16 protein-coding genes and 1 pseudogene are annotated in these 21183 nt (G+C 40.8%); 15 read left to right on the top strand and 2 right to left on the bottom strand.

The annotated features are described in order from the left end of the window. The first annotated feature begins 13 nt into the window (after window positions 1-13). The 6 genes from O1449_RS00345 (at window position 14) to galE (ending at window position 8063) form a co-directional block, all read left to right on the top strand. A complete protein-coding gene (locus tag O1449_RS00345) occupies window positions 14-1201 on the top strand; it encodes a DegT/DnrJ/EryC1/StrS family aminotransferase (protein WP_269238825.1) in 1188 nt (395 codons plus the stop codon). A gap of 138 nt (window positions 1202-1339) precedes the next feature. Further along, entirely contained in the window at window positions 1340-3214 is a 1875-nt protein-coding gene (locus tag O1449_RS00350) for a polysaccharide biosynthesis protein (protein ID WP_269238826.1), read from the top strand. Between the two features lie 11 nt (window positions 3215-3225). After that, complete coding sequence (galU, locus tag O1449_RS00355; protein WP_269238827.1) at window positions 3226-4101, top strand: UTP--glucose-1-phosphate uridylyltransferase GalU; 876 nt, start codon at window positions 3226-3228, stop codon at window positions 4099-4101. A 17-nt stretch (window positions 4102-4118) separates the two neighbouring features. Beyond that, window positions 4119-5378, top strand: coding sequence for a nucleotide sugar dehydrogenase (locus tag O1449_RS00360; protein WP_269238828.1), 1260 nt, complete (start codon window positions 4119-4121; stop codon window positions 5376-5378). Window positions 5379-5380: 2 nt separating this feature from the next. Beyond that, the gene (gene pgi / locus O1449_RS00365; RefSeq protein ID WP_269238830.1) at window positions 5381-7054 is read left to right on the top strand and encodes a glucose-6-phosphate isomerase; all 1674 of its coding nucleotides are present in this window, start codon (window positions 5381-5383) and stop codon (window positions 7052-7054) included. Then, the gene (galE, locus tag O1449_RS00370; protein WP_269238831.1) at window positions 7047-8063 is read left to right on the top strand and encodes a UDP-glucose 4-epimerase GalE; all 1017 of its coding nucleotides are present in this window, start codon (window positions 7047-7049) and stop codon (window positions 8061-8063) included. Before pgi ends, galE begins: the two co-directional genes overlap by 8 nt. Before the next feature lie 52 nt (window positions 8064-8115). Here the strand turns inward: galE and O1449_RS00375 are convergent, their stop codons facing one another. Next, the gene (locus O1449_RS00375; RefSeq protein ID WP_269239644.1) at window positions 8116-9486 is read right to left on the bottom strand and encodes a phosphomannomutase CpsG; all 1371 of its coding nucleotides are present in this window, start codon (window positions 9484-9486) and stop codon (window positions 8116-8118) included. Between the two features lie 254 nt (window positions 9487-9740). Continuing rightward, a complete protein-coding gene (locus O1449_RS00380; RefSeq protein ID WP_269238833.1) occupies window positions 9741-10946 on the bottom strand; it encodes an amino acid aminotransferase in 1206 nt (401 codons plus the stop codon). Between the two features lie 443 nt (window positions 10947-11389). Between O1449_RS00380 and O1449_RS00385 the strand changes: the two genes are divergently transcribed. The 9 genes and pseudogenes from O1449_RS00385 (at window position 11390) to O1449_RS00425 (ending at window position 20928) form a co-directional block, all read left to right on the top strand. After that, a complete protein-coding gene (locus tag O1449_RS00385; RefSeq protein ID WP_050042008.1) occupies window positions 11390-12100 on the top strand; it encodes a GntR family transcriptional regulator in 711 nt (236 codons plus the stop codon). Further along, entirely contained in the window at window positions 12093-12974 is an 882-nt protein-coding gene (gene prpB, locus O1449_RS00390; RefSeq protein ID WP_004665301.1) for a methylisocitrate lyase, read from the top strand. The genes O1449_RS00385 and prpB overlap by 8 nt, the downstream gene beginning before the upstream one ends. Before the next feature lie 155 nt (window positions 12975-13129). Next, on the top strand, window positions 13130-14287 hold the full coding sequence (gene prpC, locus O1449_RS00395; protein WP_046739287.1) for a bifunctional 2-methylcitrate synthase/citrate synthase: 1158 nt from the start codon (window positions 13130-13132) through the stop codon (window positions 14285-14287). Next, a complete protein-coding gene (acnD, locus tag O1449_RS00400) occupies window positions 14287-16917 on the top strand; it encodes a Fe/S-dependent 2-methylisocitrate dehydratase AcnD (protein ID WP_269238835.1) in 2631 nt (876 codons plus the stop codon). The genes prpC and acnD overlap by 1 nt, the downstream gene beginning before the upstream one ends. Window positions 16918-17100: 183 nt before the next feature. Beyond that, window positions 17101-18222: a hypothetical protein gene (locus O1449_RS00405; RefSeq protein WP_269238836.1), complete on the top strand. Its 1122-nt coding sequence runs from the start codon at window positions 17101-17103 to the stop codon at window positions 18220-18222. Between the two features lie 155 nt (window positions 18223-18377). Beyond that, window positions 18378-18521 (top strand): zinc ribbon-containing protein, encoded by a 144-nt coding sequence (locus tag O1449_RS00410; RefSeq protein ID WP_004637424.1) that lies wholly within the window; start codon window positions 18378-18380, stop codon window positions 18519-18521. 125 nt (window positions 18522-18646) lie between these two features. After that, complete coding sequence (locus tag O1449_RS00415; protein WP_269238837.1) at window positions 18647-19222, top strand: DUF4126 domain-containing protein; 576 nt, start codon at window positions 18647-18649, stop codon at window positions 19220-19222. 43 nt (window positions 19223-19265) lie between these two features. Then, a pseudogene (locus O1449_RS00420) lies at window positions 19266-19967 on the top strand (hypothetical protein). Window positions 19968-20040: 73 nt separating this feature from the next. Beyond that, the gene (locus O1449_RS00425; protein WP_269229137.1) at window positions 20041-20928 is read left to right on the top strand and encodes a DMT family transporter; all 888 of its coding nucleotides are present in this window, start codon (window positions 20041-20043) and stop codon (window positions 20926-20928) included. The last annotated feature ends 255 nt before the right edge of the window (window positions 20929-21183 follow it).

Raw genomic sequence — 21183 nt, forward strand, 5'->3', positions numbered from 1 at the left:
AAGGGATGAGAGTATGTTAAACACAGCATTTGAACCATGGCCAAGCTTTACAGAGAAAGAAGCAGATGCAGTTAAAAATATATTGCTTTCGAATAAAGTAAATTATTGGACAGGACAAGAATGCCGTGAATTTGAAAAGGAATTTGCATCGTTTTCTGGTACAAAATATGCCGTTGCTCTAGCAAACGGGACTGTTGCACTTGATGTTGCATTGAAAGCATTACAAATTGGTGCTGGTGATGATGTGATTGTAACTTCACGTACTTTCTTAGCTTCGGCAAGTTCGATTGTTACAGCTGGAGCGAATCCAATTTTTGCTGATGTTGAGTTAGATTCACAAAATATTTCAAGACAAACGATAGAAGCTGTATTAACACCAAATACGAAGGCAATCATTTGTGTTCATTTGGCTGGTTGGATGTGTGATATGGATCCAATTATGCAATTAGCAGTTGAAAAGGGTCTATATGTTATTGAAGATTGTGCTCAAGCGCATGGTGCTAAATATAAAGGTAAGCCTGCGGGTTCTATCGGTCACATTGCTGCGTGGTCATTTTGCCAAGATAAAATTATGACTACAGGTGGCGAAGGTGGGATGGTTACCACTAACGATGAGAGCCTGTGGAAAAAAATGTGGTCTTATAAAGATCATGGCAAAAGCTACGATAGTGTCTACAATAAACAACATCCACCAGGATTCCGTTGGTTACACGATTCTTTTGGAACAAACTGGCGTATGATGGAAATGCAAGCCGTTATTGGTCGCATTCAACTCACTTATATGGCAGATTGGACGAAAAATAGGATTGAAAATGCAGATAAAATATTAAAAGCATTTGCTGATTCTATTTATTTTACTGTAAACCGACCAACAGATGATTATCTACATGCACAATATAAATGTTATGTGCAAGTCAATATAAATGCGTTACCAAGTGGTTGGTCTCGTGACCGAATCATGCAATTTATCAATGCAGAAGGCGTACCATGTTATAGTGGTTCATGTTCTGAAGTGTATTTAGAGCATGCTTTTGATAATACGAATTGGCGACCGAAAGAACGTTTGAAAAATGCTCAGCAGCTTGGTGAAACTAGTCTTATGTTTTTAGTACATCCAACACTGAGCGAAGATAATATTAAGAAAACAGTTGATGCGATTGAAAAACTAAAGAAAGTTTTTAGATCAGTGATGAGCGAATAGGCGATAAAGTTTAAAGCAGTTAATTATAAATTAGCTTTTTGCTTTATCGTTGTATTATTAAGGCAAGATCGTCATTTCAGCTTGTGGAAGAATTGCGTATAACGTGCGCATGCTTAATGGGATAATTAGAAGATTATTGTGAAGAAGATTATTTATCAGCTTGCATCAGCACCAAGGCTAGCAAAACAGGCTCTATTGATGTTTTTAGACTTAGTCGCATTTCCTGTGATTTTATGGTTGTGTTATGTCATTCGCTTATTTGATTTAGGAGCAGAAGTTGTACCTGGAGTTAACCACGGTGTAATTTTAATCACATTTTTTTCAATTATTAGCTTATTGTTGACAGGCGTTTATCATTTTATTGTTCGAACATTTGATGAAGTCTTCATTGTCAAACTGGCATTTGCTGTATGCAGTATGATGATAATACTGTATGGATTTAATGCATTTAGTCATGCATATATCCCGATGTCGATTCCATTTATGTTCGGCTTTATGATGTTTGCATGGATATGGTGTAGTCGAGCATTTATTCGTTTTATTGTGAAAGCGACCTTGCACACTCATGTTGGCTGTAAAAGGGTTGCAATCTATGGTGCAGGTGATGCTGGTCAGCAAATCGCAGCAGCTTTACATCGCTCAGATGACCATACGCCAGTTTTCTTTATTGATGATAAAGTTTCATTACAAGATCAAATTGTAGGTGGCTTAAAGGTTTATTCCACTGCGAAAGCACTACGGAATTTTAAAAAGTATAAGATAGATGAAATCTTACTTGCTTTACCTTCTGTGGGGCGTGTACGTAAAAGTGAAATTATTCAACAACTAGAACCAGCATTTGTGAAAGTCACAGAACTGCCAGGGCTAACTAAACTTGTTGATGGTGATATTCGAGTTTCAGATATCCGTGAGGTTGATATTATCGACCTTTTAGGACGAGATCCTGTTCCACCTATTGCTCATTTATTGGCTAAAAATATTCAGAATAAAATTGTTATGGTGACAGGTGCTGGCGGATCGATTGGTTCAGAGCTTTGTCGACAAATCATAAAAAATCAACCTAAAATGCTGGTTTTATATGAATTAACTGAATTTGCATTATATGATATTGATAAAGAGTTAAGGCAAACTGCCAGTTGCGACATTGTTCCCATTTTAGGGACTGTACAAGATCAACAAAAATTAGAACGTATCATCGAACAATATCATGTGCAGACAGTCTATCATGCCGCCGCTTATAAACATGTTCCATTGGTTGAGTGTAATCCAATTGCTGGATTAAAAAATAATGCAATTGGAACCGCAAATAGTTTAAATGCCGCTGTAAAAAAAGGCGTAGAAACCTTTGTATTGATTTCAACTGATAAAGCAGTTAGACCGACTAACGTCATGGGTGCATCGAAACGGATGGCTGAATTGTATTGCCAAGCCGTGGCTGAGACGAAACCAAATACGCAGATTAGCATTGTGCGTTTCGGAAATGTATTGGGTTCATCTGGGTCGGTTGTACCTTTATTTAGACAGCAGATTGCAAAAGGTGGTCCAATTACGGTGACTCATCCTGATGTAACGCGCTATTTTATGACGATTCCTGAAGCCTCTCAGTTAGTCATCCAAGCTGGGGCATTAGGTTCAGGTGGTGATGTGTTCTTACTCGATATGGGTGAACCTGTTCGAATTCAGGATTTAGCACGACAAATGATCGCTTTAAGTGGTTTAAAAGTTCGAGAAGCAAATACAATGGATGGTGATATTGAAATCGCTTATAGTGGTTTACGTCCGGGAGAAAAACTTTACGAGGAACTTCTCATCGATCAAGATAACACAGGTTATACAGAGCATACTCGTATTTTACGTTCTTTTGAAAAGCATTATCCGTTACAAGAGATTCAATTGGTATTCAGTAAAATCAATCAAATGACAGCAGTGGATCATGATGTAGATTGGGCTTTAAGTCAGTTAGAATATTATGTTGATGGCTATAAACGTAGCGGCGAAGTACGAGTTAATTAAGAGAGTATTGTATGATCAAAAAAGCAATTTTACCCGTCGCAGGTTTAGGCACCCGTTTTTTACCAGCAAGTAAATCTATTCCCAAAGAAATGGTTACGGTTGTCGATCGTCCCGCAATTGAATATGTGGTACGTGAGGCAGTTGAGGCAGGTATAGAACAAATTATTTTGGTCACTCATTCCTCAAAAGCTTCAATTGAAAATTATTTTGATCGTAATTTTGAGCTTGAAACAACTTTAGAACAAAAAAAGAAATTTGACCTGCTGAAAGAAATTACTGATATTTTACCGAAGCATGTCAGTGTGGTCAGTGTACGCCAACCACAACCCCTAGGACTAGGTCATGCGGTATTATGTGCGAAAGATATCGTGGGTGATGAAGCCTTTGCAGTGTTATTGCCTGATGTTTTAGTCAAAAATCAGGCTGCTGAGAATGATTTGTCTCTGATGATTCAACGATTTGATCAATCTCAGGCTGCACAGATTATGGTTGAGGCTGTGCCTGATCATTTGGTCGACCAGTATGGCATTGTAGATGTTGCTGTTTCTCCAAATGAAGGTGAAAGTATAGTCATGCAGGGTATTGTTGAGAAACCTGCAGTGGGGACTGCACCTTCAAATTTATCGGTGGTGGGACGTTATATTTTACCCGCTCAGATTATGGGGCTATTAGCAGATACACCCCGCGGGGCAGGGAATGAAATTCAACTCACGGATGCGATTGCCACATTGCAGCAATCAGAAACTGTGGAAGCCTACCGTATGAAGGGACAAACCTTTGATTGTGGTAGTAAGCTTGGATATTTAAAAGCTGTATTACACTATGGTATCGAGCATCCAAAATTGGGCGCAGAGTTTAAGGGCTTAATCCAAGAATTAGCCCTATAGTTTTAGGGCGTGTGGTTATGAAAGTTGCAATCTTTGGCAATACATTATATGCAGGCGTGATGTCTGCATTATTGTCTGAATCAGGGCATTTTGTATATTGGTGTTCCCACCTCAACCCAAATGAAAATGGTCAGCAATATTCTTTTCATGATGAAAATGTCAGTCGCTTACTTGAAAAACAGCTCAGTAGTGGATTTCTGATTTATCGTGATCTGGATAGTATTCCTTTAGACATTGATGCTTACTTATTTAGTTTTAATCAAACCCAAGAACAACAAGTTTTTCAACTGTTAGCATCACTAAAACAGCGTCCGATTATTCATCCAAAATTGATGATCAATGCATCTACCTTTGGCTTACATGGGACTGAGCATTTTCAACAAATCCTTTTTGAAGATCACTGGGTCTATTTACCAGATACCATCCAAGAGGGAAATGCGTTACAGAGTCTGACCCAAGCTAAGCAGCTGATAGTCGGATGTAGTCAAGCTAATGTTCAGACCAAAGTAAAAGAGTTACTTCGCCCTTTTTTCCCTTTGGCACAGCAATATCTATTTATGCCGATTTTAGATGCTGAGTTTACCAAACTCAGTATCTCAGGTATGTTGGCAACACGGATCAGCTATATCAATGATTTGGCCGTGGTTGCTGAGAAACTTGGGATTGATATTGCATCAGTACGTCAGGGTATGGCAGCGGATAACCGTATTGGTTCAGCTTACTTAGCCCCTGGTGCTGGTTTTGGCGGTGAAAATTTTTCTCATGATATTCTGACACTCTCTAATACAGTTGCAAATACAGGCGTTAAAAGCCAATTGCTTGCACAAGTATGGGAAATTAATGAGCAACAAAAAGAAATCTTGTTCCGTAAGTTTTGGAACTATTATCATGGGGATTTACAGGGAAAATCTGTTGCAATTTGGGGTGCTTCTTTTAAAGAAAATACCTCAAGTATTCAGCAATCACCTATTCACCAAATGCTTGCAGCACTCTGGGCGCAAGGGGTAACTGTTCATCTTCATGATCCACAAGCCTTGGATGAAATTAAGCAGATGTATGGACAACGTGACGATCTGATTCTTTGTGAAGATCAGTATGATGCGGTCAAAAATGTGCATGGTCTGTGTGTACTTACGGCTTGGAAACAATATTGGAGTCCAGCATTCAAACAGCTTGAACAGTTGATGGGACACCCTTTAATTCTGGATGGTCGCAATATTTATGATCCTGACTATGTTAAAGCACAAGGTTTTGCATATATAGGTGTGGGGCGTTAAAGATGATCAAGCAGATTCAGTCTTTTGCTGTAAAAGAGCAAGCTTCCGCCGTGGAGCACCTTTCATCTTTACAACAGCAATTTAAAAAGGTCCATCTAAATACATTATTTGCAGCAGATCCTGCACGCTTTAAACGTTTTTCGGTTGAGTATGACCAAATTGTTTTGGACTTCAGTAAGCATCGTATTGATCAAACGATTTTAAATAACTTAGTGGACTTAGCTCAGGCACAAGATTTAAAAGGCTGGATTAAAAAGCTCTTTTCATCTGAACCGATTAATTATACTGAACACCGCGCAGCAATGCATTGGGCTTTACGTTTACCACAATCGAGTCCAGACTTTTCTGATGTGAATCAGCTAGTGCAGCAGCAGTTGGAGCGAATGTATGCTTTAGTGGATAAAATCCACGCAGGGCAGTATCGTGGTGCGACGGGTGAGGTGATTCAAGATGTGGTGAATATTGGTGTGGGAGGCTCTGATCTCGGCCCGTTAATGGTGACACATGCACTTTCCGATTTTAAGGTTGCGACCACAAAACCTTTAGATGTGCATTTCGTTTCGACGATGGATGGCAGCCAGTTATCTGAGTTATTGCATCAACTCCGCCCTGAAACCACTTTATTTATTATCTCGTCAAAATCATTTGGCACCATTGATACGCTTTCCAATGCACAAACCGTGCGTCAATGGTTAGAAAAGGCATTGGGGAATAATGACAAGATTTTGCAAAATCATTTTATCGGGGTCTCGACTAAGCCTGACAAGATGACAGAATGGGGCATTGCTGCAGATAAACAGTTGTTGTTATGGGATTGGGTCGGTGGTCGTTATTCACTGTGGTCATGTATTGGTTTACCGATTGCGCTGACCATTGGGGTTGAGGGATTTAAGCAACTGTTAGCAGGGGCTTATGCGATTGACCAGCATTTTCAATCAGCACCCTTTCAGCAGAATATTCCTGTTTTGATGGGGTTATTAGGCGCGTGGAATAATAACTTTCTGGATATTCACACCCATGCGGTACTGCCTTATGATGGCCGACTTAAATATTTCGCGGCTTATTTGCAGCAGCTTGAAATGGAATCCAATGGCAAATCGATCCAACGCAACGGCGAAAAAATTGGTTCCGTGACCTGTCCAATTGTGTGGGGTGAGGTTGGACCTAACGCACAGCATGCATTCTATCAGCTGCTGCATCAAGGTACACATTTGGTTAGTTGTGACTTTATTGCGCCTGTGAAGCGTTATAATTCCAATCAATTCACTTATGCTGAAAGTGCTGAAGCTTTGGTAGAACAGCATCATTTGGCTTTATCCAACTGTTTGGCACAGTCGCGCCTGTTGGCCTTTGGGAATCAAGCATTGGCAGTAGATGAACTGGAAGGCTTACCCGCTTATAAACAATATGAAGGCAATCAACCTAGCTCCACTATTCTACTTAAAGAGCTGAATCCTTATAGCTTAGGAATGCTGATTGCGATGTATGAACATAAGGTTTTTGTACAGTCGGTGTTATGGAATATTAATCCCTTTGACCAATGGGGTGTTGAAAAAGGCAAAGAAATTGCCAATCAGCTGTTACCGATTTTAAACCGCGAGCAAGATGATCTATCGAGTTTTGATGCATCAACACAAGGTTTGTTGAAAATATTATTAGGAAAAATAGATGGCTAAAATTTTAGTCACAGGTGGTGCGGGTTATATTGGCTCCCATACCTGTTTGGAATTGCTTACTGCAGGTCACGAGGTTATCGTCTTCGATAACCTCTCAAATAGCTCTGAAGAGTCTTTGCGTCGAGTACAAGCATTAGCAAATAAAAGTTTGGTATTTGTGCAGGGTGATATTCGTCATCAGTTTGAACTAGATCAAGTTTTTCAGGATTATTCGATTGATGCTGTCATTCATTTTGCAGGTCTCAAAGCTGTGGGAGAGAGTCAGCAGATCCCTTTGGCTTATTTTGACAATAATATTACAGGCAGTGTTCAGTTGGTCAAGGCGATGGAGCGCGCAGGTGTATTTAGCTTGGTATTCAGCTCATCTGCAACGGTTTATGACGAAGCCAATCTTTCGCCTTTGAATGAAGATATGCCAACAGGAATGCCAAATAACAATTATGGTTATACCAAACTGATTGTTGAGCAAATACTGCAAAAACTGGCACAGGCAGACTCGCGTTGGTCGATTGCTTTACTTCGTTATTTTAACCCTGTTGGCGCGCATAAAAGCGGTCAGATTGGTGAAGACCCACAGGGAATTCCAAATAACTTAATGCCTTATGTCACACAAGTCGCAGTCGGTCGTCGTGAAAAATTGTCCATTTATGGTAATGATTATGACACCATCGATGGTACAGGGGTTCGTGATTATATACATGTAGTCGATTTAGCCAAAGCCCATTTATGTGCCTTAAATAATCGCTTATCTACACAAGGCTGCCGTGCTTGGAATATTGGTACGGGCAATGGCTCATCTGTATTACAAGTCAAAAATACCTTTGAGCAAATTAATGGTGTGCCTGTTGCGTTTGAATTTGCACCACGTCGTGCAGGTGATGTTGCCACTTCTTTTGCAGACAATACGCGTGCATTGAGCGAGCTCGGTTGGCAGCCACAATATACGTTGGAAGATATGCTGGCGGATAGCTGGAACTGGCAGAAGCAGAATCCCAACGGCTTTAACTGAATAGAACAGCAATTAAAAAAGGAGCAATATGCTCCTTTTTTATTGGGCTGAATTAACCCTGAATTAACCCAGTTAACTCATCCACATAAGTTTGCATTGGTTGTGGATTTTGATCGGCACGACTCTCAATATTCAAGCGAAGCAAAGGCTCAGTATTAGATGCCCGAACATTTAAACGCCATACACCAAAATCAAGACTCACGCCATCAGTACGGTCTACTTGTGGATTTTGGTCAGCATAATGATCAAAAATCTTTTGTACTGTTGTTTGAGTATCAGCCACTTTAAAATTGATTTCACCGCTACACGGGAATTTGGCAATCATGTTTTCAACCAGCGTTGAGAGTGATTGACCTGTTTCAGAGAGTAAGGCAATGGTCAGTAACCAAGGAATCATACCACTATCACAATAAGCGAAGTCACGGAAATAATGGTGTGCACTCATTTCGCCACCGTAAACAGCATTGTGTTCACGCATCACATCTTTAATAAAAGCATGTCCAGATTTTGATTGCACCGCGATACCTTGATATTGATCAACAATATCAAAGGTATTCCAGACCAGACGAGGATCATGCACAATCTTCTCACCTGATTGTTTGATCAAGAATGCTTGTGCCAATAAGCCAACAATATAATAGCCTTCTATGAATTGACCTTTCTCATCGAATAGGAAACAACGGTCAAAGTCACCATCCCAAGCAATGCCCATATCTGCATGGTGCGCAAGTACAGCATCACGGGTGCTGTCACGATTTTCAATTAAGATTGGATTTGGAATCCCATTTGGAAAATTGCCATCGGCTTCATGATGGATTTTGATAAATTCAACAGGAATATTGAGTTCTTGAAATTTTTGCTCAATCGCATCAATTACATGACCTGCTGCACCATTGCCTGCATTCACCACCAGCTTGAGGGGTTTAATTTTTTGTGGGTCGATATATGTTAATAAGTGATCGACAAATTCAGGCAAAATATTATAGTTTTCAGTTGAACCCTTTTGTTCTACTTCTACAAAATCACCAGACTCAGCCAATGCCTGAATGTCTTTTAAGCCTGTATCAGCACTGATTGGACGTGCATTTTCACGAACCAATTTCATACCATTATAATCCATTGGGTTGTGGCTTGCGGTTATCTCAATCCCACCTTGAACATCAAGATGAAAAGCGCCGAAATAGACTTCTTCAGTGCCTGTCATGCCTAAATCTAGAACATTGACACCCGCATCATTGAGACCACGAATGGTGGCTTGTTTTAAACCTTCGCTACTCAAACGGATATCACAACCAATCACAACTTTTTTAGGTTGGTAGATTTGTCCGTATGCACGACCGATTTTATAGGCGATTTCTTCGTTGAGTTCAGTGCCTAGTTTTCCGCGAATATCGTAGGCTTTAAAGCAAGTCAGTTGAGTCATGTTCAAAAGTGCTGTTTGTTGTTTATTCATGTGTTGCAGTATACAAAGACTCGCTAGGCTTGAACATTCATAGATACAGATTTAATCATTTAGTGATTTTTATTGGTTTTAGCTAGATGAGCAATCTTAAATTCAAAAGACTCTCATCATGTAAAAACAAAAAAGGTTGTTCCACGTGAAACAACCTTTTTTGATCCATAAAGTCTCCCTTTTAAAAGGGAGATGAGGAGCGATTATAGCTCCGCAAGGGAATTTTAAGCTGATTTCGCTAAAACTTCTGCGACTGCTTTTGCCACTTTATAAATATTATTCATATTTAGACCCGCAACGCAGATACGACCACTACGAACGAGGTAGATTGCATATTCTTCACGTAAGGTGTCAACTTGCTCACCTGTCAAACCTGTGTAGCTGAACATACCTTTTTGGTTTACAAGGTAGCTAAAGTCACGGTCAGGAAGGGCTTTAGTCAACTCATCTTTTAAGATGCTACGCATTTTGATAATACGCTCACGCATCTCTTTCACTTCGCCTTGCCATTGTTGGTTAAGATCAGTGTCATTTAACACTTGATCGACTAACCATGCACCCGTTGTTGGTGGGCTAGAGTAGATACGACGTACCGTTGCTTTTAACTGACCAAATGTGCATTTTGCTGCTTCAGCATCATCACATACGAAAGTTAAACCACCAACACGCTCACCATAAAGTGAGAAGATTTTAGAGAACGAGTTGCTGACGATGAAGTTTAAACCAGCTTGGTCTAAAGCACGAATTGCATAAGCATCTTGTTCCATGCTATCGCCAAAGCCTTGATAAGCGATATCAAGGAATGGAATCAAGTTATGCTCTTTTAATACCGCAATCACTTGATCCCACTGTGCTGGATTTAGATCCGCACCTGTCGGGTTGTGACAGCAAGGGTGTAACAATACGATGCTTTGCTCTGGCAGAGTTTTTAATGTCGACAGCATACCATCAAAATCAACGCCACGTGTTTCAGCATCGAAATATGGATAGTAGTTGCTCTTGATTCCAGCACCGTTGAAGATCGCAACATGGTTATCCCACGTTGGTTGGCTCACCCACACTTCTGAATTTGGGAAATAAGTTTTTAAGAAATCTGCACCGACTTTTAATGCACCTGAACCACCAAGCGTTTGAATGGTTGCAACACGACCTTGTTGAATAGCAGGGCTGTTTGCGCCAAACAATAGAGCTTGAATTGCGTCACGATAAGGCTTAAAACCTTCCATTGGAAGATAAAGTTTGGTTTTATCATTTTTAGGTGCAATACGTTTTTGCGCTTCGATAATGGTATCAAGCTGAGGAACGATACTGTCTTCGTTATAGTACAAACCAATACTTAGATTAACCTTTTCAGCGCGTGGATCAGCATTAAACTGTTCCATTAAAGAGAGAATTGGGTCGCCTGCATAAGGTGGGATATGTTGAAACATTAACAATGTCCTTTTATTCAACAAGGTGCATGGATGTGTCTTGCGGAGCATGACTCCAGATGCCCAATAATGTACCAATAAAGCGCTTATGAAGCACGCTGTTATTTACATTTCTGGTGCAGTATTTACTTACAAAAATTCGTAGAAAATCGATCGATTATAAGGATTGTCTACAATCAAGCTGTCATACCATGGTCGTAGCATACGTAATATAAATAATAGGAAAAATGCCTTGGATCAATTGAAATAAAGTACTTAAATTTTAGTAAAAATATGTTTTATATATAATTATTTTATATTTTTAGTGCCTTTTTCAGAACATTTTATTGTGAGTCAAGCGAATAGTATTGACTGGATCAGTCTATTTTATTGTCGACAATCCTATTGCATTTTTTCTTCTATCTCGTTATAAAATCATCAAAACTGTAGAGATTGTCGACAATATGCAAGATACCCTTGTTCCTCAAGCCATCAGCACGAGTCAGAGTATTACTTTGACGGAACACGTATTTAAGCAAATTCAATCGGCGATTGTATTAGGACAAATTCCTGCGGGCAGTAAGATTTCTGAACCTGAACTGGCGCGTATTTATGGGATCAGTCGAGGTCCATTGCGTGAAGCGATACATCGTCTTGAAGGACAGAAGTTAGTTGAGCGTACGGCACATGTGGGTGCGCGAGTTGTTTCTCTTTCTCTACAACAGTTTCAAGAGCTTTACCAAATTCGTGCTTCGCTTGAGGGTTTAGCCTGTAAATTAGCAGCTCAGCATATTGATAAAAAACAAATTTTAGCATTGCGTGATGTACTGCGAATGCATGCTGAAGATGAAAACTTTAAAGCAGGTAAGGGCTACTATCTGCAAGAAGGTCAAGACGATTTCCATTACTGCATTATCAAAAGCAGTGGCAATAAAACCCTCGAAAAAATGTTATGTGATGAGCTGTATCACCTCATCCGTATGTACCGAATTCAATTTTCAAATACCCCTGATCGACCAAGCAAAGCTTGGGATGAACATATCCGCATTTTAGATGCGATTGCAGAGGGTGATGGTGAACTAGCCGAAATGCTAATGCACCGTCACATCAATGCATCCTACAAAATTGTTGAGCAAACATTGCTGCAAACCCAAGGAGAACATCAACATGGCTAAATCTGCTGGTCAGCTATTCCGCGACGCGGTCGCAAATGAAAAACCATTACAAGTGGTCGGTGCGATTAACGCCAACCATGCGTTATTGGCAAAACGTGCAGGCTATAAAGCAATTTATTTGTCAGGTGGTGGTGTTGCCGCAGGTTCATTGGGTTTACCTGATTTGGGGATTAGTAACCTTGATGATGTCTTGACCGATGTGCGTCGTATCACGGATGTGTGCGACCTACCATTATTGGTTGATGTTGATACAGGTTTTGGTGCTTCAGCATTCAACATTGCACGTACCACTAAATCAATGATTAAGTTCGGTGCAGCAGCGATGCACATCGAAGATCAAGTGGGCGCAAAACGTTGTGGTCACCGTCCGAATAAAGCGATTGTTACGCAACAAGAAATGGTGGATCGTATTAAAGCGGCAGTCGATGCGCGTACTGATGAAAACTTTGTGATCATGGCACGTACTGATGCTTTAGCGGTTGAAGGCTTACAAGCAGCGATTGACCGTGCAGGGGCATACATTGAAGCAGGTGCGGATATGCTGTTCCCTGAAGCAATTACTGAATTGGCAATGTATAAGCAGTTTGCTGATCTGACCAAAGTTCCAGTATTAGCCAATATTACTGAATTTGGTTCTACACCATTATTTACGACTGAAGAATTGGCTTCTGCGGATGTTAGCATTGCGTTATATCCACTTTCAGCATTCCGTGCGATGAACAAAGCGGCTGAAAATGTGTATGAGACTCTGCGTAAAGAAGGCACACAGAAGAACGTTGTTGACACCATGCAAACTCGTCAAGAATTGTATGAGCGTATTAACTACCATGCGTTTGAACAGTATCTTGATGGAACTTTTGCGAAGAATAAATAATTTCCCCGTTCTTCACCTCTCCCTAGCCCTCTCCTCAGAGGAGAGGGAATAACATGAATCATAATTGATTGGATTTGTGTAATTCCTCCCCTTTTAGGGGAGGCTAGGAGGGGTCTTAAAAGTAAACAAATAAACACCATAAAAAGGACAATCTTATGAGCAGTAATGAAACACCAGTAGGCTTCAAACCAAAAAAATCAGTTGCACTCAGCGGACAAGTTGCAGGCAATACCGCACTTTGTACCGTAGGTCGTAGTGGTAATGACCTGCACTACCGTGGTTATGACATTCTTGACCTTGCAGTCGGTAGCGAATTTGAAGAAGTGGCTCACTTATTGGTACATGGCAAACTGCCAAACAAAGCTGAGTTGAAAGCCTATAAAGCAAAACTTAAAGCACTTCGAGGCTTACCAGCTGCATTAAAAACTGCACTTGAGCAGTTACCACCATCTGCACACCCAATGGATGTAATGCGTACAGGTGTGTCAGTTTTAGGTTGTTTAACGCCTGAACATGAAGACCACAATGAAGCAGGTGCAAAAGACATCGCTGACAAATTGATGGCAAGCTTGGGTTCAATGTTGTTGTATTGGTACCACTTCAGCAACAACGGTCGTCGTATCGAAGTTGAAACCAATGATGACTCAATCGCTGCGCATTTCCTTCATTTACTTCATGGCGAAGCGCCATCTGAAGAATGGATTCAAGCAATGCATACATCACTTATTTTGTATGCTGAGCACGAATTCAACGCATCAACATTTACATCACGCGTTGTAGCAGGTACAGGTTCTGACATGTACTCAGCAATCACTGGCGGTATTGGTGCGCTTCGCGGACCAAAACATGGTGGTGCGAACGAAGTTGCATTCGTGATTCAACAACGTTATGACAACGCTGATGAAGCAGAAGCAGACATCCGTAGCCGTGTAGAGAAAAAAGAAGTGATCATTGGCTTTGGTCACCCTGTTTATACCATCTCTGATCCACGTAACGAAGTGATCAAGAAAGTGGCGTATGACCTTGCTGAAGCGCAAGAGAATAACAAAATGTACCTCATCGCAGAACGCTTAGAAGCGGTGATGAAAGAAGTGAAAAACATGTTCCCGAACCTCGATTGGTTTAGTGCGGTGAGCTATCACTTAATGGGCGTGCCAACGGCAATGTTCACGCCATTATTCGTAATCGCTCGTACAGCGGGTTGGTCAGCACACGTGATCGAACAACGTCAAGACGGTAAGATCATTCGCCCAAGCGCAAACTACACTGGTCCTGAAAACCTAGAATTCAAACCATTGGCGGAGCGTGGCTAATGTCAAATCAATACCGTAAACCGCTGCCAAATGATAATGGCAATACCCAGCTCGAATACTATGACGTGCGTCAAGCCGTTGAAGATATTCAGCCAGGCGCATACGCAACCTTGCCATACACCTCGAAAGTGTTAGCTGAACAGCTTGTACGTAAAGCTGATGCAGAAAATTTAACTGCCTATTTAACCCAATTGATCGAACGCCGTCAGGACTTGGATTTTCCTTGGTATCCTGCGCGCGTGGTGTGTCATGACATCTTGGGTCAAACTGCGTTGGTTGACCTTGCGGGCTTACGTGATGCAATCGCTGAAAAAGGTGGCGATCCATCTAAAGTCAATCCAGTCGTTCCAACGCAGTTGATCGTGGATCACTCTTTGGCGGTGGAATTCGGTGGTTTTGACCCTGATGCATTTGAGAAAAATCGTGCAATCGAAGATCGTCGTAACGAAGACCGTTTCCACTTTATTGAGTGGACGAAAACTGCTTTTAAAAATGTTGACGTGATTCCTGCGGGCAACGGCATCATGCATCAAATCAACTTGGAGAAAATGTCTCCAGTGATTCAAAATCGTGATGGCTTGGCTTTTCCTGATACCTGTGTTGGTACAGATTCACACACACCACATACCGATGCACTTGGTGTCATTTCAATTGGCGTGGGTGGCTTAGAAGCTGAAAATGTCATGTTGGGTCGTGCATCGTGGATGCGCCTACCTGACATTATTGGTGTTGAATTTGTGGGTCAGCGTCAAGCAGGCATTACTGCAACCGATATCGTCTTGGCATTAACTGAGTTCTTGCGTAAAGAGCGTGTAGTGGGTGCATATTTAGAGTTCTTCGGTGAAGGCGCTGACAGCATGTCTGTGGGCGACCGTGCCACCATCTCGAATATGACCCCAGAATATGGCGCAACTGCGGCAATGTTCTACATCGACCAAAATACCATTGATTATTTACGCCTAACAGGTCGTGAAGATGCACAAGTGGCATTGGTTGAGCAATATGCAAAAGAAATCGGTCTTTGGGCATCGGATATGACCAAAGCGCAGTATCCACGGGTACTTCGTTTCGATCTTTCAACAGTCACTCGTAACATTGCAGGTCCATCAAACCCACATGCACGTGTCTCTACTGCTGACTTGAAAGCCAAAGGTATTGCAGGGAATTTGGATGTTGCGAAAGCACAAGAAGCAGAAGGTTTAATTCCTGATGGTGCTGTGATTATTGCGGCGATTACCTCGTGTACCAATACATCAAACCCACGTAATACCGTGGCGGCTGGTCTATTGGCACGTAAAGCCAATGAATTGGGCTTGGTACGTAAACCTTGGGTGAAATCATCATTTGCACCAGGCTCTAAAGCAGCGGCTTTATACCTAGAAGAAGCAGGCGTATTGGGTGATTTAGAAAAACTTGGCTTTGGTATCGTAGCGTATGCATGTACTACTTGTAATGGTATGTCAGGTGCACTTGATCCAGTGATTCAACAAGAAATCATTGATCGTGACCTATATGCAACAGCGGTACTTTCGGGTAACCGTAACTTTGATGGTCGTATCCATCCATACGCAAAACAAGCGTTTTTGGCATCTCCGCCACTGGTGGTGGCGTATGCGATTGCAGGAACGATTCGTTTTGACATCGAAACAGATTCGCTCGGAAATGACAAAGATGGTAATCCAATTTACCTGAAAGATATCTGGCCTTCGGATGCAGAAATTGATGCGCTTGTGAAAGAAGCAGTGAAGCCTGAACAGTTCCGTAAAATTTACATTCCAATGTTCGATTTGGGTGTGAATGAAGAAGCGGCAAGCCCACTGTATGATTGGCGTCCAATGAGTACCTATATTCGCCGTCCGCCGTATTGGGAAGGCGCGTTGGCTGCACCACGTACTTTAGCCAATATGCGTCCACTTGCAATTTTGGGTGACAACATCACTACCGATCACTTGTCGCCATCGAATGCGATTGTGTTAGACAGTGCTTCAGGTGAATATTTGGCGAAAATGGGCGTGCCTGAGGAAGACTTTAACTCATATGCAACCCATCGTGGCGACCATCTCACCACACAACGTGCAACCTTTGCCAACCCGAAATTGTTTAATGAAATGGTGGTTCGTTCAGACGGCACCATTAAACAAGGTTCAAAAGCGCGTGTAGAGCCTGAAGGCGAAGTGATGCGTATGTGGGAAGCGATTGAAACCTACATGAACCGTAAGCAACCGTTGATCATCGTGGCGGGTGCGGATTACGGTCAAGGTTCAAGCCGTGACTGGGCAGCGAAAGGTGTACGTCTTGCAGGGGTTGAAGCAATCGTGGCTGAAGGCTTTGAGCGTATTCACCGTACTAACCTTGTAGGTATGGGCGTGTTACCGCTTGAGTTTAAATCAGGTGTGAACCGTAAAACGTTAAAGTTAGATGGTACTGAGCTATACAGCGTGATTGGTAATATCTCACCGCGTTCGACTTTAACTTTAGTGATTGAACGTGCGACAGCGGATGGTAAAGAAGAAATTCTTGAAGTGCCTGTGACTTGCCGTTTAGATACAGAAGAAGAAGTGTCTGTATATGAAGCGGGCGGTGTACTTCAGCGTTTTGCACAAGACTTTTTAGAAGGTCAAGTAGCTTAGATTACTGGGTTTGTGGTTCTTATGAAAAAGCTCTATCGCTATGATAGGGCTTTTTTCTTGGTGATTAAAAAGCTAAAAATTAGATTATTTTAATGATGATGGAGGCTAAATTTATTTTTTTGAAATGAAAATACTATAGATTATACTGAACAGTATATTTTAACTCCCTAAGATGATACAAAAATGCTTTCTAAACAAAAAATAATACTCCCATTACTTTGTACTGTTTTTCTTACAGCATGTGGTGGCGGTGGAAGCGGTAATTCAAATAATTCCACTGGAAAACCAGAGACAAAACCAGAGACAAAACCAGAGACAAAACCAGAGACAAAACCAGAGACAAAAGTTGAGTATATTACATTAAAAGGTAATGCTCGTGCATATGGCAATGTTTTGGATAATATTAGACTGAACGTCACTGCTAAATGTGAGAATGGCACTGGTTTTAAAACAGATGTTGTAAGTGATCTCCATGGATCATGGTCTGGTGAGGTAGATCGTAAACAGCTCCCATGTAAGTTAAAAGTCGTTTCAGTAAAAGACACACACTACTCTTATATATTTGATAAAGACGTCTTTGTTAATGTTAACCCTATTACAACCTTAGTCGTTGCTTTGGCATCTCAGCAAAAATCTGAAGATTGGTTTAATTCTAAATATATTTTTACTCCAATGGATTTAAACAAAGCGAATGAAGCAATAAAACAAGAATTAATTAAGAAGGGCTATGTTCTTGACAAAGATTTGAATCTGATAACAAATGATGTGGGGAGTAACGCTTCTTATTATACTGTATTAGAAAAGTTAGAAGAATCGATTCATGGTGCGACAGGTTTTAAGGGCTACTCTGATTTAGTTGATTTAATTGCTAAAGGTCAAGTTGATGCAATTCCACTAATACCAGAGGATTATGCACGTTTAAAAATTAATTATCAGGCTTGTGCTGGAGAGCAGTATCAAGGGAGTACAAAAATATTAACACATTGTTCTTCAAGCTTATTACCTGATTTTAAGTCTAAAAAATTAAGACAAAAAGATAAGCAGGTTTGTGAAATTCAAAAGACAGGAGATCTGCTTTCAATTAAAAGTGGTCAAGCCAATTATCAAGTTAAAATAAATCAGCAAGAAAATGACAAAATTACAGATGGTTATCCAGTTATGAATACCTTATTACTTGCCGAAGGAAATCAGCGAGTAGAAATTCTTTTCCAATATGATTTACTTGTTATGGCGGCTGCATATCACGTAGATAGTAAAGGAAGTCAGAGTGATCTTATTTCTTGTGATGGCATATATACACGATAATGAGATCTTGTCGAAGGGGGAGATAAAGCCTCTCAAAGAGTATAAATGATAATTTTAACCTTTCCGACACTACCATTTGTCAGAAAGGTCAATAAATAATCAAAACTATCACGCTATAGTATATGTACCATTTCTAAAATCTATGGAGAACAAAGATGGTTACTGCTGGCGAAAAACCTGGAACTGGCTTCTATTTTTGTGTTCAATGCGGACACCGCACCTATTTAGAAATTGGTACTGATCGTTTACCTCCGTGTACCAAATGCCTTGGCAATCAATTCAACAGTAAGAATGCCTAAGCCGCAAACACCAAACAGTTACCCACTGTTTTGATGAAAGCCCTGTCACTCGATAGGGCTTTTTTGTTACTTTAAAATATGAAATAACAAGATAGCTATATCCAACAAAAATAAGGAAAACCCAGATGGAAACAATTTTAGGACTTTGTATCGGCGTAGGATTAAGCGCAGCCTGTGGTTTTCGTGTCTTTGTTCCTTTATTGGTGATGAGCATTGCAACTTTGTTGGGTTGGTATGAACCTGCTAAAGGCTTTGAATGGTTAGCCATTCCATCTGTATGCGCTGCACTTGGATTTGCAACCCTCTGTGAAATCTCAGCTTACTATGTGCCGTGGGTCGATAATCTCTTGGATACCATTGCTACACCTGCTGCTGTAGTGGCAGGCACACTCAGTACGATGGCAGTCAGTAGTGGAGAAATGTCACAATTTGCCACTTGGGCAGCCGCATTGATCGTGGGGGGCGGAACAGCAGGCGTAGTGCAAATGAGTACCGTAGCGGCACGTGGCATTTCAACCGCAACCACTGGTGGACTGGGCAATTTTGTGGTGGCAACAGGTGAATTGCTTGGTTCAATTGTCTTGTCGATCTTGGCATTTGTGATGCCTGTAGTGATGACGGTATTGGTGATTATTCTCGTGATTGTGGTTGTACGTTGGATTCACTCAAAACGCCAACAAAAAATCAGCCATTCCTTATAAATGTAATGACACCAATAACAACCTGAATGATGAATTAAAGATGATGATAAGAACGCAATACATAGCCCTAATCTTGGCTTGCTCAAGCCTATTTATACTTCCACAAACAACGTTTGCTCAAGAACAACCGACTGCAGAAGAACTTAAATTACGTAAAGATAAAGACATTTATAAAGCCTATATCCCAGCGACATATCATTTATTTGAAGCGATTGAGGGTGATTTAAATAAAGATGGCTTGAAAGATGTCGTGCTAATCGTCAAAGCAACTAATCCTAAAGCCTTTGTCGATGATGAATATCGAGGGCGTTTAGACCGAAACCGCCGTGGCATGATTGTTTTACTCAATGAAAAAGGCAAATACAAACCTATTGTTCGCCACTTAGATTGTTTTAGTTCAGAAAATGAAGATGGTGGTGTGTATTTCGCACCTGAACTATGGTTAGAGATCAAAAACAATGTATTGGATGTGCATTATGCCCATGGATGATATGGCGATTGGCATTATCTGTTTAGGTTAGAAGGAAATGACTTACGTCTTATTGGTTATGATGAATCCAATAATCATGGGCCCTATATTGAAAGTAAAACCAGTATTAACTTTTTAACAGGCAAAAAAGTTATTCGTAAAAATTTAAGTGCAGATGAAGACGCTGATCCGAAGTTTGAAGAAACATGGAGCAGTTTTAATCAAGCACCGATCTATTTATCCAAAGTGAAAGACTTGAGTGATTTGAGCTTTTAAAAATTGATCACTATCGAAAAAGTAAGCAGAACAGAGTAAATTACACCCACTTTTTAAGATGACGTTCAAGCTTATGGCTTTTACTTGGATTCTATTTACGATCATGGCTGCGTTTATGCAGGCGTGGCGCAACGCATTTCAGAAACAGCTCAGTACCACAGTCGATGCTTATGGTACGACATTGGCTCGATTTATCTTTGCTCCGATTTTTGCCTTTAGCTATTTAGCATTTCTCTATCTACATCAACCTGTCACTGCTCAAGTCCATTTTTCCAATATATTCTGGCTTTACGTGGTGATTGCAGGAATCAGCCAAATTTTTGCGACAGCGTTGATGGTGAAATTATTTCAACAAAAGAACTATGCGATTGGCATTGGACTGGCTAAAAGCGAAGCGATTTTGGCTGCTCTTATCGCCGTTTTATTCTTGCAAGAACGTTTGACCACTTGGGGTTGGGTCGGGGTAATGATTGGTGCGGTTGCAGTTTTTTTACTGAGTAAAGGTCGGCATAGTACGCAACTTTCATTCAATACCTTAATGATTGGTTTAGGCAGTGGTTTATGTTTTGCCATTACTTCACTTCTGGTACGTGAAGCCAGCTTAGAGTTGAGCATGTTGCCGTTTTTGCATCGTGCAGGATGGGTGTTATGCAGTTTGATTAGTTTTCAGTGCATTGTGCTATTACTCTACTTGGGTATTTTTAGTCGTCAAACGCTGTATAACATGTGGCAACGTCTTGGGCTGACGTTTCGGGTGAGTGTTTGCAGTTTTTTAGCATCTGTGGGGTGGTTTAGTGCCATGAGTATGCAAACGGTGGCGATTGTCAAAACACTGGGTCAGGTTGAGATTTTATTTAGTTTACTGATCTCAGCATTTTTCTTTAAAGAAAAGCTCGCTAAAACAGATCATTTAGGATTATGGCTGGTAATTGTGGCAGCTATTATGGTCATCTGGGCATAAATTTAGGTTTTAAATGAAAAAATACACATCTAAATTGGAATATATTGAAATTTAAATGAGCTATTTTTTATTGAAATGGAAAATAATTCTGATTGTAATATGAGATATGCAAAATTATTTCATTAGTGGCGAAAAATACCAGTTTTTAGGAAAACAATCCCGCACTGATTTGCCTAAACTATGTCTCAAGGGTGTGAAAGGGATCGAAAAGAGTAGCATGCACCGATGCTTATAAAGCAAGTGTGTACAAACCCA

It is taken from the genome of Acinetobacter sp. TR3 (assembly GCF_027105055.1).
Lineage (GTDB): Bacteria > Pseudomonadota > Gammaproteobacteria > Pseudomonadales > Moraxellaceae > Acinetobacter.